This is a genomic window from Micromonospora sp. NPDC005305, assembly GCF_040607315.1.
In the GTDB taxonomy this organism is placed as follows: Bacteria; Actinomycetota; Actinomycetes; order Mycobacteriales; family Micromonosporaceae; genus Micromonospora.
The window spans coordinates 357,615-374,276 of sequence record NZ_JBEXGL010000006.1 but is presented as its reverse complement, the minus strand read 5'-3'; the positions used below and the strand labels follow the sequence as shown (position 1 = coordinate 374,276).

The 16,662-nt window shown below is 75.6% G+C and carries 15 protein-coding genes; 12 read left to right on the top strand and 3 right to left on the bottom strand.

Features of this window, described 5'->3' with window-relative positions; genetic code table 11:
- Window positions 1-197 precede the first annotated feature (197 nt).
- The 3 genes from ABZS80_RS13810 to ABZS80_RS13800 all read left to right on the top strand — a co-directional run bounded on the left by ABZS80_RS13810 (window position 198) and on the right by ABZS80_RS13800 (window position 3,642).
- The gene (locus ABZS80_RS13810; protein ID WP_355056025.1) at window positions 198-1,025 is read left to right on the top strand and encodes an MEDS domain-containing protein; all 828 of its coding nucleotides are present in this window, start codon (window positions 198-200) and stop codon (window positions 1,023-1,025) included.
- Window positions 1,022-1,984 carry a sensor histidine kinase gene (locus tag ABZS80_RS13805; protein ID WP_355056024.1) on the top strand — a complete coding sequence of 321 codons (963 nt, stop codon included), beginning with the start codon at window positions 1,022-1,024 and terminating at the stop codon, window positions 1,982-1,984. Before ABZS80_RS13810 ends, ABZS80_RS13805 begins: the two co-directional genes overlap by 4 nt.
- 134 nt (window positions 1,985-2,118) lie before the next feature.
- Window positions 2,119-3,642, top strand: coding sequence for a hypothetical protein (locus ABZS80_RS13800; RefSeq protein WP_355056023.1), 1,524 nt, complete (start codon window positions 2,119-2,121; stop codon window positions 3,640-3,642).
- A gap of 19 nt (window positions 3,643-3,661) precedes the next feature.
- Here the strand turns inward: ABZS80_RS13800 and ABZS80_RS13795 are convergent, their stop codons facing one another.
- Window positions 3,662-6,832 (bottom strand): BTAD domain-containing putative transcriptional regulator, encoded by a 3,171-nt coding sequence (locus ABZS80_RS13795; protein ID WP_355056022.1) that lies wholly within the window; start codon window positions 6,830-6,832, stop codon window positions 3,662-3,664.
- Between the two features lie 130 nt (window positions 6,833-6,962).
- Between ABZS80_RS13795 and ABZS80_RS13790 the strand changes: the two genes are divergently transcribed.
- From ABZS80_RS13790 to ABZS80_RS13760, 7 genes are all read left to right on the top strand, one after another.
- Entirely contained in the window at window positions 6,963-7,832 is an 870-nt protein-coding gene (locus tag ABZS80_RS13790) for an alpha/beta fold hydrolase (RefSeq protein WP_355056021.1), read from the top strand.
- Between the two features lie 84 nt (window positions 7,833-7,916).
- Window positions 7,917-8,291: a hypothetical protein gene (locus ABZS80_RS13785; RefSeq protein ID WP_355056020.1), complete on the top strand. Its 375-nt coding sequence runs from the start codon at window positions 7,917-7,919 to the stop codon at window positions 8,289-8,291.
- A gap of 43 nt (window positions 8,292-8,334) precedes the next feature.
- Window positions 8,335-9,291, top strand: a complete 957-nt coding sequence (gene pip, locus ABZS80_RS13780; RefSeq protein ID WP_355056019.1) for a prolyl aminopeptidase — start codon at window positions 8,335-8,337, stop codon at window positions 9,289-9,291.
- Between the two features lie 76 nt (window positions 9,292-9,367).
- Entirely contained in the window at window positions 9,368-10,201 is an 834-nt protein-coding gene (locus ABZS80_RS13775) for a metallophosphoesterase (protein WP_355056018.1), read from the top strand.
- The gene (locus ABZS80_RS13770; RefSeq protein WP_355056017.1) at window positions 10,198-10,863 is read left to right on the top strand and encodes a 4'-phosphopantetheinyl transferase superfamily protein; all 666 of its coding nucleotides are present in this window, start codon (window positions 10,198-10,200) and stop codon (window positions 10,861-10,863) included. The genes ABZS80_RS13775 and ABZS80_RS13770 overlap by 4 nt, the downstream gene beginning before the upstream one ends.
- Before the next feature lie 56 nt (window positions 10,864-10,919).
- The gene (locus ABZS80_RS13765) at window positions 10,920-12,020 is read left to right on the top strand and encodes an L-dopachrome tautomerase-related protein (RefSeq protein WP_355056016.1); all 1,101 of its coding nucleotides are present in this window, start codon (window positions 10,920-10,922) and stop codon (window positions 12,018-12,020) included.
- Window positions 12,021-12,194: 174 nt separating this feature from the next.
- Window positions 12,195-13,574: a glycosyl hydrolase family 18 protein gene (locus ABZS80_RS13760; RefSeq protein WP_355056015.1), complete on the top strand. Its 1,380-nt coding sequence runs from the start codon at window positions 12,195-12,197 to the stop codon at window positions 13,572-13,574.
- Between the two features lie 51 nt (window positions 13,575-13,625).
- Here the strand turns inward: ABZS80_RS13760 and ABZS80_RS13755 are convergent, their stop codons facing one another.
- Entirely contained in the window at window positions 13,626-14,603 is a 978-nt protein-coding gene (locus ABZS80_RS13755; RefSeq protein ID WP_355056014.1) for a DUF2804 domain-containing protein, read from the bottom strand.
- A gap of 133 nt (window positions 14,604-14,736) precedes the next feature.
- Here ABZS80_RS13755 and ABZS80_RS13750 point away from each other — a divergent pair, with 133 nt between their 5' ends.
- The gene (locus ABZS80_RS13750) at window positions 14,737-15,306 is read left to right on the top strand and encodes a snapalysin family zinc-dependent metalloprotease (protein ID WP_355056013.1); all 570 of its coding nucleotides are present in this window, start codon (window positions 14,737-14,739) and stop codon (window positions 15,304-15,306) included.
- A gap of 63 nt (window positions 15,307-15,369) precedes the next feature.
- Here the strand turns inward: ABZS80_RS13750 and ABZS80_RS13745 are convergent, their stop codons facing one another.
- Window positions 15,370-16,125, bottom strand: a complete 756-nt coding sequence (locus tag ABZS80_RS13745; RefSeq protein WP_355056012.1) for a peptidylprolyl isomerase — start codon at window positions 16,123-16,125, stop codon at window positions 15,370-15,372.
- A 194-nt stretch (window positions 16,126-16,319) separates the two neighbouring features.
- Here ABZS80_RS13745 and ABZS80_RS13740 point away from each other — a divergent pair, with 194 nt between their 5' ends.
- Window positions 16,320-16,643 carry an anti-sigma factor antagonist gene (locus tag ABZS80_RS13740; protein ID WP_151460812.1) on the top strand — a complete coding sequence of 108 codons (324 nt, stop codon included), beginning with the start codon at window positions 16,320-16,322 and terminating at the stop codon, window positions 16,641-16,643.
- Window positions 16,644-16,662 lie beyond the last annotated feature (19 nt).

The window sequence follows — 16,662 nt, the reverse complement described above, 5'->3', positions numbered from 1 at the left end:
GAAATCAAACGATGCCTCAAGCGCTACATCGCCCGAGAGCTCTACCGACGCCTCGAAACCCCACCCCAACCACTTGACGCGGCATAGGAGCGTCGCCCCCGCCCGGCCCGGTGGGACCCCCGCGGGCCGGGGTGGGCGGCGGCCGAGAGGTGACCGGACGCCGGATGGACCTAGACTGTCCGCGTGGGGGAGGCCGAGTGACCAGCGGGAGCGCGTCGTCGACGACGTACGGTCACGCCTGCCTGGCCTACGACGACCCGGCGGCCCTGGACGCCCGGGCGGTCGCCTACCTGGCCGCGGGCCTCGCGGCCGGCGAGCAGGTCTGGCTGGTCGCGCCGGGCGACCGCGGCTCCCTGGTCCGCCGGCTCGACCGCCTTCCCGGTCTCGACGCCGCGCTGCGCCGGCGCGCGCTCCGGCTGCTCCCGGTCGAGGACGCCTACCGCCACGACGAGGTCGTCGACCCGGACAAGCAGGTCCGGGCGTACGCGGCGGCCACCCGTGACGCGCTGGCCGCCGGCTACACCGGCCTGCGGGTGTTCGCCGAGGCCACCACGCTGGTGCGCTCCCCCGCCCAGCGCGAGGCCTTCACCCGCTACGAGCACCTTATCGACCGCTGGATGCGCCGCCACCCCATGTCGGCCGTCTGCGCCTACGACCGGCGGGAGCTGACCGGGGCGGCGGTCGCCGAGCTGGCCTGCATGCACCCCGAGAGCAACACGGAGGTGCTGTTCCGGCTGCACGCCGGGGGCGGCGACGCGGTCGTCGAGCTCGCCGGCGAGCTGGACCCGTCCAACCACCGGCTCTTCGCCGCCGCGCTGGACCGGGCCGACCCTCGACCGGTGGACGGCCGGCTCGTGCTCGACGCCACCGGGCTGCGCTTCGTCGACCACCGCAGCCTGCTGCACCTGCGCGATCACGCCCGCCGGCACGACGCCACCGCCGTGCTGCGCACCTCGCGCTCCGCCGCGGCCCGGCTGGTCGAGCTGTTGGACCTCGACGAGGTGCGGGTGGAGGTGGTCCGGTGAGGACGGGTGCGGCCGCCGGGCACGTCGGCTACTTCCACGAGGCGATCCTCTACGACTCCGACGAGCACCTGCTGGCCGTGGTGCTGCCGTTCCTGCTGGGCGGGGTCGAGGCCGGCGAGCCGACCGTGGTCGGCTTCGGCGCGCGCAACGCGGAGCTGGTCCGCCGGGCCCTGCCCACCGGCGCCGCGGTCACCTTCCTGCCCGGCGGGGACGTCTACGCCCGCCCCACCTCGGCGATCCGCTCCTACCGGAAGCTGCTGGGCTCGTACGTGGCCGACGGCGCCCGGCAGATCCGGATCGTCGGCGAGCTGCCGCCGGCCGTGCTCGGGGCCACCTGGGACTGGTGGGCCCGCTACGAGTCGGCCATCAACCACGCCTACGACGACTTCCCGCTGTGGAGCATGTGCGCGTACGACACCCGGGCCACGCCGTCGCGGGTGCTCGCGGACGTGGCGCGGACCCATCCCCGGGTGGCGTTGCCGGACGGCAGCCACGTGCCGACCGACGTCTACACCGAACCGGCGAGCTACCTGGCCGAGCACCGCCTCGTGCTGCCCGACCCCGTGCAGCGGACGGCGCCGGCGGTCGAGCTGCACGACCCGACGCCCGCCCAGGCGCGCGACGCCGTCCGTGCCGCACACCGGGGACAGCTCCCGGCCGACCACCTCGACGACCTGGTCGTGTCGGTCAGCGAGGTGGTGAGCAACGCGCTGCGGCACGGCGTGCCGCCGGTGCGGATGCGGCTGTGGAGCGCACCGGACCGGATGGTGGTGACCGTGCACGACCGGGGTCCCGGCCCCAGCGACCCCTACGCCGGCCTGCTGCCCGCGGGCAACGGCGCCGCCGGTGGCCTGGGTCTGTGGATCAGCCACCAGTCGTGCAACCACGTGACGCTGCACCGGGACGCCGACGGCTTCACCGTCCGGCTGACCGCCGGAAATCCGTACTTCCCGGTCTGAGTCGACCCGCGTTCGCGATCGTGGGCGGGGCGGGGCGGAACCCGCGCGCCGACGGCGGTACCGTTGCGCCTCATCACGCCCTGCGGGGCGGTCATCCGCCGGCCTGGCGCTGGCGAACCGACGGAGGATGGCGCATGTCCAACGGCGAGGAACCGTTCGCACCCCACGACGACGTGTCCGCGCGACCGAGGTTCGACCAGGCGCTGCGCGGCTACGACAAACGCCAGGTGGACCGGTACGTCGAGCAGATGGACGGCGAGCTGACCGCCGTGACGGCCGACCGGGACCGCGCGTACGCCCAGATGCGGGAGCTGACCGCGCAGGCGCAGCGGGCGCAGACCGAGGCCGCCGAGCTGCGCCAGCGCCCCACGCAGGTGGACCGGGCGTCCTTCCGCGACCTGGGCCCGATGGTGGACCAGATCCTCGACCTGGCCGAGAAGCAGGCCGGGCAGATCACCGAGGCGGCCGCGAAGCGCGCGGCCGACCTCCAGGGGCAGGCGGAGAAGGTGCTGGCCACCGCGCGGGACGAGGCGGAGCGGGAGCGGCGCGAGCTGGCCGAGGAGCTGTCCACCCGCCGGGCCGAGCAGGAGCGGGCGGACGAGGAGCGGCACACGGCCGCGCAGGCGGAGCTGACCGCGATCCGGGAGCTGACCGAGAAGCTGCGGGTCGAGGGGCAGGCGGCCCACGACCGCGCGCAGCAGGAGGCGAAGCGGATCGCCGAGCAGAGCGCCCAGCAGGTCGAGCAGGCCCGCTCCGCGTCGGAGGCGCTGGTGAAGGCGGCGCGCACGCAGATCCAGCAGGAGGTGCAGGCCAACCGGAGCAAGGCCCAGCAGGAACTGGCGCAGTGGCAGGCCACCATGTCCCGGGAGCTGGACGAGCAGCGGGCCGCGGCCGAGCAGGAGCTGGCCGACCGGGCCACCGCCGCCGAGCGGGACATCGCCGCCCTGGTCGCCGAGGCCCAGCAGTACGCCACCGAGGTGCGCGAGCGGGCCGACGAGGAGAACGCGGCGCACCAGGAGCAGCTCGCCACGGTGCAGCAGGAGATCCAGCAGCGGCAGGAGGCGCTCACCGAGCTCCGGGCCGAGCTGGAGACGGTCGGCCAGCAGCTGGAGCACACCCGCCGGGAGATCGCCACGGTGGAGCAGGAGGGCGCCGCGCTGGAGGAGCAGCTGGTCGCCGTGCGTCGGGACCTGACCGCGGAGACCAAGCGGCTGGAGGACGCCCGCCGGGCGGCGGACCTGGCCGAGCAGCACGCGAAGGAGACGCGGGCGCGGGTGCAGCGGGAGGCCAAGCGGGTCGCCGACCTGGCCGCCGCGGCGGTCATGGCGGCCGCCGCGGGCGGGGTGGAGACGGCCGAGTACCCGATGGTGGCTCCGCGTCCGGCCGCGACGGCGGCGGAGGCCACCCCCGTGGTGGTGCCCGCCCCGGCCCTGGTGGCCGTGCCCGTCGCGCCGGCCATCCAGGCCGCCCCGGAGCCGGACGAGCCGGCCGACGGCGACCGGCGCACCGCCGAGCCGTTCCTGGAGCGGGCCTCCCTGGACCGGCCGAGCTTCGACGCGTTCGCGGTGCGCGCCCCCGCGCAGCGGCCCGCGCCCGAGGCGGAGGTCACCGGGGAGCCGGCGGCCGGTCCGGAGGGTGGGGTCCCCGCCAACGCCTGACCCGTCCTCGCCGCCGTGGTCAGCCGAGCGCGGCGGCCAGGTCGGCGAGGTACCGGGCCACCGGCCCCGCGGTGAGCACGCCGCTGCCGGCGCCGGCCAGCTCGCCGGCGGCCGGCAGCAGGGCGGCGTGCAGCCGGGCCATGGTGGGGCGGTCGTCGAGGGCCAGGGCGGCCCGGGCGGCGACGCAGAGCCGGGCCTCGCGCAGCAGGTCGTGCGGCGAGGGCGGCAGGGCGCGCAGCGCGGCGGCGGCCTCGCCCCGGCGCCCGGCGGCGAGCAGGGCCAGCGGCCGGACCCACGGCGCGTACGGGCCGGCGTGGGCGGCATCGGCCAGCGCCGGCCCGGGGTCGTCGCCGGTGGACAGCCGCAGGCAGAGCAGCGCGAACGGCAGCAGCCCGGCGGCCATGCCGGGCATCTGCCCGGCGTCGAGCCGGACGGCCGCCGACCGGTACGCCGCCTCGGCCTCGTCGCCGCGTCCCGTCACGGCCAGCCGGAGGGCGGCGTACCAGGCGGTGAAGACGCCGACGAGGGGCAGCTCGTAGCGCACGGCGAGGCCGTCGGCGGCGGCCGCGTGGGTGTCGGCGGCGGCCAGGTCGGCGAGGGCGCAGTGCGCCTGGAGCGCGACGAGGTGCCCGAGCACCTCGAAGGTGACCAGCCCGTGCCGGGCCGCCAGGTCGACCAGGTCGGCGCCGATGCGGGCGCGTTCCGGTGCCCGGCCGGCCCGGTCGAAGGTGTGCATGAAGCGGGCGTTGAGCGCGAAGGCCAGCAGGGCCGGGTCGTCGAGGCGGCGGGCGGTCTCCTCGGCCTCGGCGGCCGCCCGCCGGCCCCGGTCGCCGGTGTCGCCGCGCAGCTCCAGGGCGAGGGTGCAGAGCAGCCGGACGCGCCGGGACGCCGGGTCGGCGGGAAGCGCGGCGAGGGCGGCCTCGGCCGCGGCGACGATCCGGCGGGACAGCGCCTCGTCGTCGTTGCGGGTCCAGACGGCCGGCACGTCGAACGCGGCCAGCACGTCCGCGGTGAGTCCGGGGCCGGCGAGGCGTTCGACGGTGGCGACGGCCTCGGCCCGCAGCCGGCGGGTCCGGTCGAGGTGGCCGGTGACGGCGAGGGCGCGGCCCCAGCCGATGACCGCCGCCAGCCGCCCGCGTACGTCGGTCCCGCCGGCCCGGTCGTGGGCGGCGACGGCCTGCTCCCAGAGCCGGGCCGCCTCGTGGGGGTGGCAGCGCCGCTCGGCCCGGACGGCGGCGGCCGTGGCGTACCGGGCGGCCCGGGTCGCGGCGTCCGGGCCGGGGGCCTGTCCGAAGTGGTGGGCCAGGGCGGTGACGTCGTCCGGCCGGAGGCGTTCGAGCACCGACCCGACGGCGGCGTGCCAGCGGGCCCGGCGCGGCGCCGACAGGTCGGTGTAGAGGGTGTCGCGGACCAGGATGTGGGCGAACCGGGTGCCGTCGGGGGTGAGGAACCCGGCCTGCGCGGCCCGGTCCACGGCGTCCAGGGTGGCCTCCTCGCCGGCCAGCGCGGCCAGCACGTCGGCGTCGAGGTCGCGGCCGAGCACGGCGGCCTGCGCCAGCACCGTCCGGGTCGGCGCGGGCAGCTGCGCGAGGCGGTGCCGGATGACGTCCCGCACGCCGGCCGGTACGCGGTCCAGCGCGGCGGCCCCCTCGGCGGCGAGCAGCCGGGCCAGTTCCCGGACGAAGAACGGGTTGCCGCCGCTGCGCCGGTGCAGCGCCCGCACGGTGTCCGGGTCCGCCGCACCGGCAACGGCCCGGACCAGGTCGCCCGTCTCCGCCTCAGCGAGCCCGCCCAGGTAGACGCGGACCGGTTCGGTGGGCGCGAGCCGGGCCAGGGCCCCGGTCAGCGCCGGGGTGATCCCGGTGGCCCGGTACGTGCCGACCGCCAGCACCGGGCCGGTCACCGGTTCCGGGCCGGTGAACAGCGCGGTCAGCAGGTCGAGGGTGTCCTCGTCGGCCCGGTGCAGGTCGTCGAGGACGAGCAGCACGGGCCCCCGCCGCGCCGCCGCGCCGACCCGGGCGCCCGCGATCCGGTGCAGCCGGTAGCGGGCCACGGCCGGCTCGCCACCGTCCGGGAGAACGGTCGGCGGTTCCCCGGCGTCGGGCAGGGCCGCGGCGAGCTGCGTCCACGGCCAGGCGGCCGGGGCGCCCTCGTACTCCGGCACCCGGCCGACGGCGCAGGTCCAGCCGGCGGCGGCGAGCCGGCCGGCCAGCGTCTCGACGAACGCGGTCTTGCCCGCGCCGGCGTCGCCGGAGACCAGCGCGAGCGCGGGCCGGCAGTCGCGGGCCACCTCCCCGGCCAGCCCCACGAGGCTCGCCAGTTCGGCCTCGCGCCCCACGAACGGGCGCCGCTCCTCCGCCGGGCCCCCGGCCGGTGGCGCGGCCGGGACGGCGACCGGAGCCGGGTCGAGGTGCGGGGCCTGGGCGAGGACGTCGGCCTCCAGCCGGCGCAGCCGGGGGCCGGGGTCCACCCCCAGCTCCCGGACCAGCACGGCCCGGGCCTCCCGCAGCGCGGCGAGCGCGTCGCCCTGCCGGCCCGCCCGGTAGAGGGCGGTCGCGAGCAGCCGCCAGGTCTCCTCCCGCAGCGGCTGGGCGGCGGCCTGGGCGCGCAGGTCGCCGACGGCCTCGGCGGCCCGGCCCAGGGCCAGCAGAGCCTCGGCGCGCCGCTCGACGGCGAGCATCCGCAGCTCGTCCAACCGGTCGATTTCCGCCCGCGCCCACGGGTCGGCGGCGAACTCCGCGTAGGCGGGGCCGCGCCAGAGGGCGAGCGCGCCGTCCAGGGCGGCCAGCGCCGGGCCGGCCCGCCCGGCCGCGAGGAGTTCCCCGGCGGCACCGGTGGCCGTCTCGAACCGGCCCGCGTCGACGGCCCCGGGGGCGGCCGCCAGCGCGTACCCGGGCGGGGCGGTGACCAGCAGCCGGGCCGGCTGCCGCGGGGGCCGGTCGGGCTCCAGGGCCCGGCGCAGGTCGGCCACGAAGGTGCGGACCGCGCCGACCGCGCCCTCCGGCGGCTCCGCCCACAGGTCGCCGACGAGCCGGTCGACCGGCACCACGCGGCCCCGGGCGACCAGCAGGCGGGCCAGCACGGCCCGCTGCCGGGGGCCCTTCAGCGCCACCGGCCCCCGCTCGCCGGCCGCGACCAGCGGCCCGAGCACCCCGAAGGTCACTCCGGGTACGCGCGGCGGGTCGGTCACCCCGCCCACTCTAGGCAGCCCGGTGCGCACGCACCGGCGGCCCGGCCAGGGCACTCATCCGATGCTGATCGGCCGCTGACCGGCGCCGGGCAGGCTCGACGGGAACCGAGCACACCCGAGAGGACGTCTCATGATCAACGGATTCGAGTCGCGCCGCGTCACCGTCGCCGAGGGCGTCGCCCTGCACGCCGCGGTGGGCGGCAGCGGCAGCCCGGTCGTGCTGCTGCACGGCTTCCCGCAGACCCACCTGATGTGGCGGCACGTCGCCGCGGACCTCGCCGCCGACCACACGGTCATCTGCCCCGACCTGCGGGGGTACGGCGACAGCGACAAGCCCGCCGACACCGACGGCACGGCGTACGCCAAGCGGACCATGGCCGCCGACGTGGTGGCGCTGGCCCGGGCGCTGGGGCACGACCGGTTCGCCCTGGCCGGGCACGACCGGGGTGCCCTGGTGGCGATCCGCGCCGGCCTGGACCACCCGGAGACGGTCACCCACCTGGCCGCGCTGGACGTGCTGCCCACCCTCGACACCTGGGAGGTGATGCACGGCGTCACCGCCGCGGTCGGCTTCCACCTCTATCTCATGGCCCAGCCGCCGGGGCTGCCCGAGCAGTTGATCGGCGCCGCTCCGGACGCCTTCTTCGGCCACTTCCTCGACCTGTGGGCCGGCGACCCGGACGCGATCCCCGCCGACGTGCGGGCCGCGTACCTGCGGGCCTGCCGGGCGGCGGTCCCCTCGATCGTGGCGGACTACCGGGCCTCGGCCGGCGTCGACCTCGCGCACGACGAGGCGGACCGGGCGGCGGGCACCGTGCTGCGGATGCCGGTGACCGTGCTCCAGCAGGACTGGGGCGCGGCGCTCGGCTTCGACGCGGCGGCGCGCTGGCGGGCCTGGGCCCCGGACCTGCGCCACGTGCCGGTGTCGTACGGCCACTTCATGGCCGAGGAGGCCCCGGCCGAGGTGGTGAAGGAGCTGCGCGCGCTGCTGGCCCGCTGAGGCGCCCTTGCCCCGGACCGTGAAAGATGCGAATATTCGGATCACTGTACGTGTGGGGGTTGTCACGTTCGGGGGTTGATCGACATGCGGAAGCTTTCCTCGATGGCGGCGGCGGTCGCGCTGACGCTGGGCTGCACCGGTGTGGCGGTGGTGAGCGCGGCAGGCCCGGCGAGCGCGACGTGCAGCCACGCGCACTCCAACATCGACACCAAGTTGGGCTCGCTCTTCAACGCCACCAACGTCAACATCCGCACCGGCCCGCACACGACCTGCGGCTCGCTCGGCTACGGCCAGCTCAGCCACAGCGTCGACTTCCACTGCTACACCAACGGCGACCGGGTCAGCGCCAACGGCCACACCACCTACACCTGGACCTACCTGAGGGACAGCACGACCGGTGTCTCCGGCTGGGTCGCCGACGCCCTGCTCGACAACCTGGGCAGCAGCATCGCCTGCTGACCGTCCCCGCACGGCTCGCGCCGAGGGGGCAGGATGGTCCGGCATGACCGAGCCACGCCTGTACCCGCCCGTCGAGCCGTACGCCACCCACCGGATCGCCGTCGGTGACGGCCACGAGCTCCACGTGGAGGAGGTGGGGCGGCCGGACGGCGTACCCGTGGTGTTCCTGCACGGGGGGCCGGGCGGCGGCCTGGTGCCGGCGGCACGGCGGTTCTTCGACCCGCGGCGCTACCGCGCCGTGCTGTTCGACCAGCGCGGCGCGGGGCGCAGCACCCCGTTCGGTGGGCTGCGGGGCAACACCACCTGGCACCTCGTGGCCGACCTGGAGACGATCCGGGAACGGCTCGGGATCGACCGCTGGCTGGTGTTCGGCGGGTCGTGGGGGGTCACCCTGGGCCTGGCATACGCCCAGACCCACCCGGACCGGGTCACCGGGCTGATCCTGCGCGGGGTGCTGCTGCTGCGGCGCAGCGAGCGGGACTGGTTCTACCAGGGCGGCCTGCGCCACCTCCAGCCGGACGAGTGGGAGCGGTTCGTCGCCCCGATCCCCGCCGCCGAGCGGGGCGACGTGCTGGCGGCGTACCACCGGCGGCTGCACGGGCCGGACGAGGCGCAGGCCCGGGCCTGCGCGGCCGCCTGGGGGCGCTGGGAGGCCGTCAACTCCTCACTGCGCCCCGACCCGGGGGTGCTCGCCCACTTCACCGCCGAGGAGCAGGCGCTGCCGATCGCCCGGATCCTCTCCCACTACGCCGTGCACGGCGGCTTCCTCACCGAGACGCAACTGCTCGACGGCGTGGACCGGATCCGCCACCTGCCCGCCGTGATCGTCAACGGCCGCTACGACCTGTGCTGCCCGCCGGTGTCCGCCTACGACCTGGCCCGGCGGTGGCCGGAGGCGGAGCTGCGGATCGTGCCCGATGCCGGGCACTCGGCGGCCGAGCCGGGCATCGCCCGGGAACTGCTCCGCGCCACCGACCGGTTCGCCGACCTGCTCACCTGACCGTCCGGGGTCGGACCCCCGACACCGGCCAGGTCGCGGCTGTCCAACCGGGAACGGCGCTGGCAAGATCGGTTGGGTGACGGGTGCGTTGTTCGCGGTCAGTGACCTCCATGTGTCGTACGCCGAGAACCGCACGGTCGTGGACGGCCTGCGGCCGGAGTCGGCGGACGACTGGCTCATCGTGGCCGGCGACGTCGGCGAGGTGTTCGCGGATGTCGAGCGGACGTTGCGGCAGCTCCGCGACCGGTTCGCCCGGGTCGTCTGGGTGCCCGGCAACCACGAGCTGTGGACCCACCCGGCCGACCCGGTGACCCTGCGCGGCCGGGCCCGCTACGACGCGCTGGTGGGGATGTGCCGCGATCTGGGCGTGCTCACCCCGGAGGACGACTATCCGGTGTGGCACGGCGATGGCGGGCCGGTCACCGTGGCGCCGCTGTTCCTGCTCTACGACTACTCGTTCCGGGCCCCGGGCACGAACTCGAAGGAGGAGTCGCTGCGCGCGGCGTACGCGGCGGGGGTGGTGTGCACCGACGAGATGCTGCTGCACCCCGACCCGCACCCGGACCGGGAGTCCTGGTGCGGGGAGCGGATCGCCGAGACCGAGCGGCGGCTGGCCGCCGTCGACCCGGCGCTGCCGACCGTGCTGGTCAACCACTGGCCGCTGGTCCGCCAGCCCACCGACGTGCTCTGGTACCCGGAGTTCGCCCAGTGGTGCGGCACCGACCGCACGGCCGACTGGCACGTGCGGCACCGGGCCGCCGTGGCGGTCTACGGGCACCTGCACATCCCCCGCACCACCCACTACGACGGGGTGCGCTTCGAGGAGGTGTCGCTGGGCTACCCGCGCGAGTGGGGCCGGCGGGGTGGCGAGCCCCGGCCGATGCGGCGGATCCTCGGCGGCGCCGCGTGATCGAGGCCCTGCTCCCACCGGGGGCGGTCGCGGTCGAGGCGTTCGCCGACGTCCCCGGCGAGGCTCCCCACCCCGGCGAGGCGGACCTGCTGGCCCGGGCCGTGGAGGCCCGCCGCCGCGAGTTCGTCACGGCCCGCCGCTGCGCCCGGGAGGCCCTGACCCGCCTGGGGTACGCGCCGGCGCCGATCCGCCCCGGCCCGAAGCGGGAGCCGCGGTGGCCGGCCGGCGTGGTCGGCAGCATCACCCACTGCGACGGCTACCGGGCCGCCGCGGTCGCCCGGGACACCGCGCTGGCCGGGCTCGGCATCGACGCCGAACCCCACGAGCCGCTGCCCGACGGCGTGACCGGGGTCGTCACCACGGCGGGCGAGCCGGCGACGCTGGCGCGGCTGCGCGCCGCCCACCCGGCCGTGCACTGGGACCGCCTGCTGTTCAGCGCGAAGGAGTCGGTCTACAAGGCGTGGTACCCGTTGACCGGGCGCTGGCTCGGCTTCGAGGACGCCGAGCTGTCCGTCGACCCGGCTGCGGGTCGCTTCACGGCCCGGGTTCTGGTCGACGCCACCCGGGCCGACGGCGGCCCGCCGCTGGGTGAGCTGCAGGGCCGGTGGCTGGTCGCCGGCGGGCTGGTGGTCACCGCCGTGGCCGTGCCCCGGCAGCGGTGAACGTTTGCGCCCCTCCTCACCGGGAAGGCCCGGGGCCTCACAGTCAGGAGCAGCGGATGAACGGGCCCATGGGCGGCGAGCCGGTCGGCGACCTCGAACTCGTGCACACCTTCACCGGGCCGATGCCGACCGGGGTCAGCGTGTCGCACACCGGCCGGGTCTTCGTGAACTTCCCCCAGTGGGGGGACGAGGTGCCGGCCACCGTCGTCGAGCTGCGCGACGGCCGGGAGCTGCCCTTCCCGGACGAGTCCTGGAACAGCCCGTCCGGGGACGACGACCCGCACGCCTTCGTCTCGGTGCAGAGCATCGTGGTGGACCCGGCCGACCGGCTCTGGGTGGTCGACACCGGCAGCCCGATGTTCCAGCCGACGAAGCCGGGCGGGCCGAAGCTGGTCCGGGTCGACCTGGACACCGACACCGTCGGGCAGGTGATCACCTTCCCGACCGACGTGGCGCTGCCCACGACCTACCTGAACGACGTGCGCTTCGACCTGCGCCGGGGCGACGCCGGCCTGGCCTACCTCACCGACTCCTCCGACTCGGGGCCGAACGGCATCGTCGTGGTGGACCTGGCCACCGGCGCGTCGTGGCGGCGGCTGCACGACCACCCGTCCACGAAGGCGGAGCCGCTGGAGTCGTTCCGCCCGGTCGTCGAGGGTCGGCCGTTCCTGGAGCGTCCCGCCGACGGGCCGCCGAAGCCGGTCGCCATGGGCTCGGACGGCATCGCCGTCTCGGCCGACGGCTCCCGGCTGCACTACTGCCCGCTCGCCTCGCGCCGCTGGTACAGCGTGGCGACGGACGCCCTGGCGGACCGGACGCTGCGCGAGGAGCAGGTGGCGGCCACGGTGGTGGACGAGGGCGACAAGGGCGGCGGCTCGGACGGCCTGGAGACCGACGACTCCGGCGCCTTCTACCTGACCTCCTACGAGCACAACGCCGTGCTGCGCCGCCGGGCGGACGGTGAGTTCGAGACCGTGGTGCACGACCCGCGGCTGCTCTGGCCCGACACGATGTCGGTGGCCGCCGACGGCTATCTCTACGTCACCGCCAACCAACTGCACCGACAGGCGAAATACCAGGGCGGCACCGACCTGCGGCGCAAGCCGTACGCCCTGTTCCGTGTCCGGATCGACGCCGGACCGGTCCGGCTGCGCTGACCAGCCGCGCCCGGATTCATCGAAAGGCATCGTTGACGGCTTAGTTAATACTCTTTAATATTTGGTCCACCTCGAGGAACACCGTCCCCTGTCCGACCCGTACCGCCCGACCGCGCCGGCCCCGACCAGCGCCGGCCGGGCGGCACGGCGCCCCCTGCACCGGGAAGGCCCTCGATGTCCGCACCGCGCCCCCGCCGCCGCTCCCCCGTGGCCGCCGGCCTCCTCGCGCTCGCCGCCGCCACGGCGACGCTCGCGCTGACCCCGGCCGCCGCCGAGGCGGTCGTCCTGCCGAACAACTTCAAGAGCGTCGGCTACATGCCGTCCTGGAGCGGCAGCGTCAACAGCATCCAGTACGGCAAGCTCACCCACATCAACTACGCGTTCGTGCTGCCCAACAACGACGGCAGCCTGCGCGCGGTGGAGAACCCCAGCAAGCTCTCCTCGCTGGTGTCGCTCGGGCACGCCAACAACGTCAAGGTGTCGATCGCCATCGGCGGCTGGAACGACGGCAATGACTCGGCGTTCGAGGCGCTCGCCGCCAACTCCGGGGCCCGCGGCGCGTTCGTCAGCAACGTGGTCAACTTCGTCAACCAGTACAACCTCGACGGCGTCGACATCGACTGGGAGTATCCCGACCCGGGCGCCTCGGCGACCAACTACACGGCGCTCATGCAGCAGCTCGGCAGCGCCCTGCACAGCCGCGGCAAGCTGCTCACCGCCGCCGTGGTCTCCGAGGGCTACTACGTCGACGGGGTGCCGCCGGCGGTCTTCGGCTCGGTCGACTGGCTGAACATCATGGCGTACGACGGCGGCAGCCCGCACGCCAACTACGACTGGTCGATCAACAGCGTCAACCTCTGGAAGTCGCGGGGGCTGCCGGCCGCCAAGGCGGTGCTCGGCGTGCCCTTCTACAGCCGGCCCGGCTACTACACCTATTCGGCGCTGGTCGGCATGGACCCGGCCAACGCCAACCGCGACTGCACCACGGTGAGCGGCGCGCAGCAGTGCTACAACGGCGTGCCGACCGTGAAGCGCAAGACCCAGTGGGCGCTGGCCAACGCCGGCGGGATGATGAACTGGGAACTGTCCCAGGACACCACCGGCGCGACCTCGCTGGTCAGCGCCATCTACGACACCGTCATGGGCGGCGGCACCCCGCCGCCGAGCGGGCGGACCGGCCCGATCACGGGCATCGGCGGCAAGTGCGTCGACGTCGCCGCGGCCGGCACCGCCAACGGCACCGCGATCCAGCTCTACACCTGCAACGGCACGGCCGCGCAGAGCTGGACGGTGGCCGGCGACGGCACCCTGCGGGCGCTGGGCAAGTGCGCCGACGTGACCAGCGGCTCCACGGCCAACGGGGCGAAGGTGCAGCTCTGGGACTGCAACGGCAGCGGCGCCCAGGTCTGGCAGGCGCAGTCCAACGGCACCCTGCGCAACCCGCAGTCGAACCGGTGCCTGGACGCCACCGACAACAGCTCCGCCAACGGCACCCGGTTGCAGATCTGGGACTGCTTCGGCGGCGCCAACCAGGTCTGGCGGCTGCCGGTCTGAGCACCGGCCGGGATCCCCGCCGCGCCGGCCCGGGCGCGGCGGGGACACGCGTCACCAGCGGTTGCGGGCCTCCTCCGCCCAGCCGACCAGGCCGTCGAGGTCCACCCGCTCGCCGTCGTCGGTGGCGGCCCACCCGGAGAAGCGCCCGAAGCACTGGTGGGTCTCCCCGGCCAGCACGCCGAGGTTGGTGCGCGCCACCCGCTCGTGGAACGGGTGGAACGTCACGTCCACCCGGTCGCCGGTGACGCGCCACGGCCGCAGCCAGTCGGCGCGGTCGTAGGTCCAGCTCAGGTCCGCGCCGATCTTGTGCAGCCGCCCGTCGAGGAACACGGCGTTCTCGGTGGCGCCGGTCCCGTCGGTCCACCTGCCGCCGAGCTGGATGGCCCGGCCCGGTGCGCTGCCGGCGGCCCAGTTCCAGCTCACCGCGTACCGCCACTTGCCGCGACCGTGGTCGAGCACCGCGAACGACTCGGTGCCGACCGGATATGCCGTGCCGTCCACCCGGAGCGTGCCCCGCACCGGCCGGCCGACGTCCTTGTGCGTGTACTGGAACCGCCGGGTGCTCCACGGCACCACCACGCCCAGCGACTCGTGCCCCGGCGGCAGGGGCGCCACGAGGTCCACCTCGACGCCGGGCGCGGTGGCCCGGATGGTGCTGCCGTCGGGCCGCTGGTCGACCTCGGCCACCAGGCCGCCACCACGGGCCCGCACCGCGCCCGCGCCGCTGACCGGCGGGAGCACCGCGCCGCGGGCGAGCGGGACGACGGCCTCGGTGGTCCGCTCGATCCCGGTGCGGCGGTCGAGCAGGTAGAGGCTGTGCACGCCGGCGTAGTCCAGCGACGACGCGACCAGGCCGACGATGTGCGTCGGTGTGACGACGCCCCAGTGCTCCCACCGCTTGGCCCGGCCCCAGCCGCGCAGGTTCGCCCGGTGCAGCGGGCGGCGGCTCCAGCCCACCGCCGCCGGGTTCAGCCGCCCGTCCGGCCGGCACAGGTCGACCGGCTCGGTGATCTCCCGCTCGTGCGTCATCGACGCAGGCTACCGGCTCCGGCGCGCGGACAATCCGCCGAAGTGATTCCCGTCGATGCTTGATATTGACGGTAGCCGATATATAGGCTGTGCCGGTCCCCCGCTCGACCCCGTCCCACAAGGAGAGTGAGCGATGCGTCTACCCAAGGTCACCCGGTTCCTCGCCACCGTCGCCACCGCGGCACTGGCGGCGCTGGGCACCGTCACCGTCGATGTGGCGCCGGCCTCCGCCGCCGTCCGCAACGTCTGCTACAACACCAGCCAGGCCGGGCCGTTCGCCAGCTACGCCGTCCAGGCCGCCTCGATCTGGAACAACCGCACGAACAACATCAACATGGCGCAGTGCGGCTCGAACCTGATGATCTACTACACCTACGGCGGCGGCTCGTACGCCCAGCGCACGAGCCTCGGCAACGGCCGCGTCGTCATCGACTACTACCAGGCGCAGCAGTACTCGCCGCTGCGGATCATGACCCACGAGATCGGGCACATCCTCGGCCTGCCCGACAACTACAACGGGAACTGCGCCATCCTGATGTCCGGCGGCAGCGCCGGCACCAGCTGCACCAACCCGTACCCGAGCACCGCCGAGGCCGCCCGGGTCGACCAGCTGTTCGGCTTCGCCGCCGCCCGCAGCGCGACGACGCCGCAGGTCTTCACCGGCAGCTGGCCGGCACCCGCCACGGCGGGCGCCCAGCGCTGACCGACCGCAACGAGGACGCCCGGCCGGAGCGGCGCAGAGCCGACCCGGCCGGGCGGTCCCGGCTCAGCGGCCCCGGGTGGCCTTGCAGATCTCCACGGGCCGGGCCGGCGCGCCGTCGACCGGCGCCGGGTCCTCGGGCGTGGCGGCGATCCCGCCGGCCGCGATGCGGTCCAGGGTGGCCAGACCGGCCGCGTCGATCGTGCCGAAGACGGTGTAGTTGGGGCGCAGCGCCGAGTCGGACTGCACCAGGAAGAACTGGCTGCCGTTGGTGTCCGGGCCGGCGTTGGCCATGGCCAGGGTGCCCCGGGCGTAGAGGCGGCGGACCCCGGTCGGGTCGGTCGGCGCGGGCGGCAGGTCGGTGGGCAGCTCGTCGGCGTACCGGTAGCCCGGCCCGCCCTCGCCGGTGCCCGACGGGTCACCGCACTGGAGCACCTTCAGCGTCGGGTACGCGGTGAGCCGGTGGCAGACCGTCCGGTCGTAGAACCGGTGCCGGGCCAGGTGCAGGAAGCTCTGCACGGTGCACGGGGCCTGCTCGCGGTCGAGGGTCAACCCGATCGGCCCCTGGTTGGTCCGCAACGTGACCCGGACGGCGCCCCGGTCGGGCGTGCGGCGGGGGTCCGGCGGCAGCGGCACCGGCCGGGCGGCCGGCTCGTCCGGCGTCGGCGTGTACGCGCACGGGCCCTTCGTGGGCGCCGGCGGGACGGGCGCCGCGGAGGCGGCGACACCTCCGGTGGCGACCAGCGCGGCAGAGACCACCGCCACCCCGGCGAGACGGGCCAGCAGCGGTGGTGCGGCGTGCGGTCGGGTTTCGCTCGACACGTGGGTCCTCCCTGGACTCGTGGTACCAGAAAGACCGGAGTCTATGGAGGGGACGACCGGATGTCGATGACGGTCGACGCCGCGCGCCGCGGCCGACGCGGCTCCGCGCACCACGGGCCGGCGACCGGCGCCCCGAAAGGTGACATGATGGCGCCGACCAGGCCGGTGCTCCAGGCGAGAAAGCGTGGCTGTCCATGGCGTCCTTCCAGGCGAGGACCTCCCGCGAACCGGGACGGACGGTGGTCCGGCTGGCCGGCGAGTGCGACCTGGCCGCCCGGGAACGGCTGACCGGCACCCTGCTGGCCGCCGTGGACGGCGCTCCGGTCGTGGTGGTCGACCTGGCCGCGGTCGACTTCCTCGACTCCACCGGCATCCACGCGCTGGTGGCGGCGCACCACCGGGCGCGGGCGGCGGACGGCCGGCTCTACCTGGTCAACGCCGCCGGGGCGGTGGCCGCCCTGCTGGCGCTCACCGGCGTCGGCGACCTGCTCCGGCACCCCGGGGAGACGGCCGGCTGATCCGTCCGGCCTCCGCGGA

Bases quoted from the DNA above. Each gene is read 5' to 3' on its own strand.
- ABZS80_RS13800 (WP_355056023.1), top strand. From the start codon at position 2,119: ATGTCCAACGGCGAGGAACCGTTCGCACCCCACGACGACGTGTCCGCG.
- ABZS80_RS13790 (WP_355056021.1), top strand. From the start codon at position 6,963: ATGATCAACGGATTCGAGTCGCGCCGCGTCACCGTCGCCGAGGGCGTC.
- ABZS80_RS13785 (WP_355056020.1), top strand. From the start codon at position 7,917: ATGCGGAAGCTTTCCTCGATGGCGGCGGCGGTCGCGCTGACGCTGGGC.
- pip (WP_355056019.1), top strand. From the start codon at position 8,335: ATGACCGAGCCACGCCTGTACCCGCCCGTCGAGCCGTACGCCACCCAC.
- ABZS80_RS13765 (WP_355056016.1), top strand. From the start codon at position 10,920: ATGAACGGGCCCATGGGCGGCGAGCCGGTCGGCGACCTCGAACTCGTG.
- ABZS80_RS13760 (WP_355056015.1), top strand. From the start codon at position 12,195: ATGTCCGCACCGCGCCCCCGCCGCCGCTCCCCCGTGGCCGCCGGCCTC.
- ABZS80_RS13755 (WP_355056014.1), bottom strand. From the start codon at position 14,603: ATGACGCACGAGCGGGAGATCACCGAGCCGGTCGACCTGTGCCGGCCG.
- ABZS80_RS13750 (WP_355056013.1), top strand. From the start codon at position 14,737: ATGCGTCTACCCAAGGTCACCCGGTTCCTCGCCACCGTCGCCACCGCG.
- ABZS80_RS13740 (WP_151460812.1), top strand. From the start codon at position 16,320: ATGGCGTCCTTCCAGGCGAGGACCTCCCGCGAACCGGGACGGACGGTG.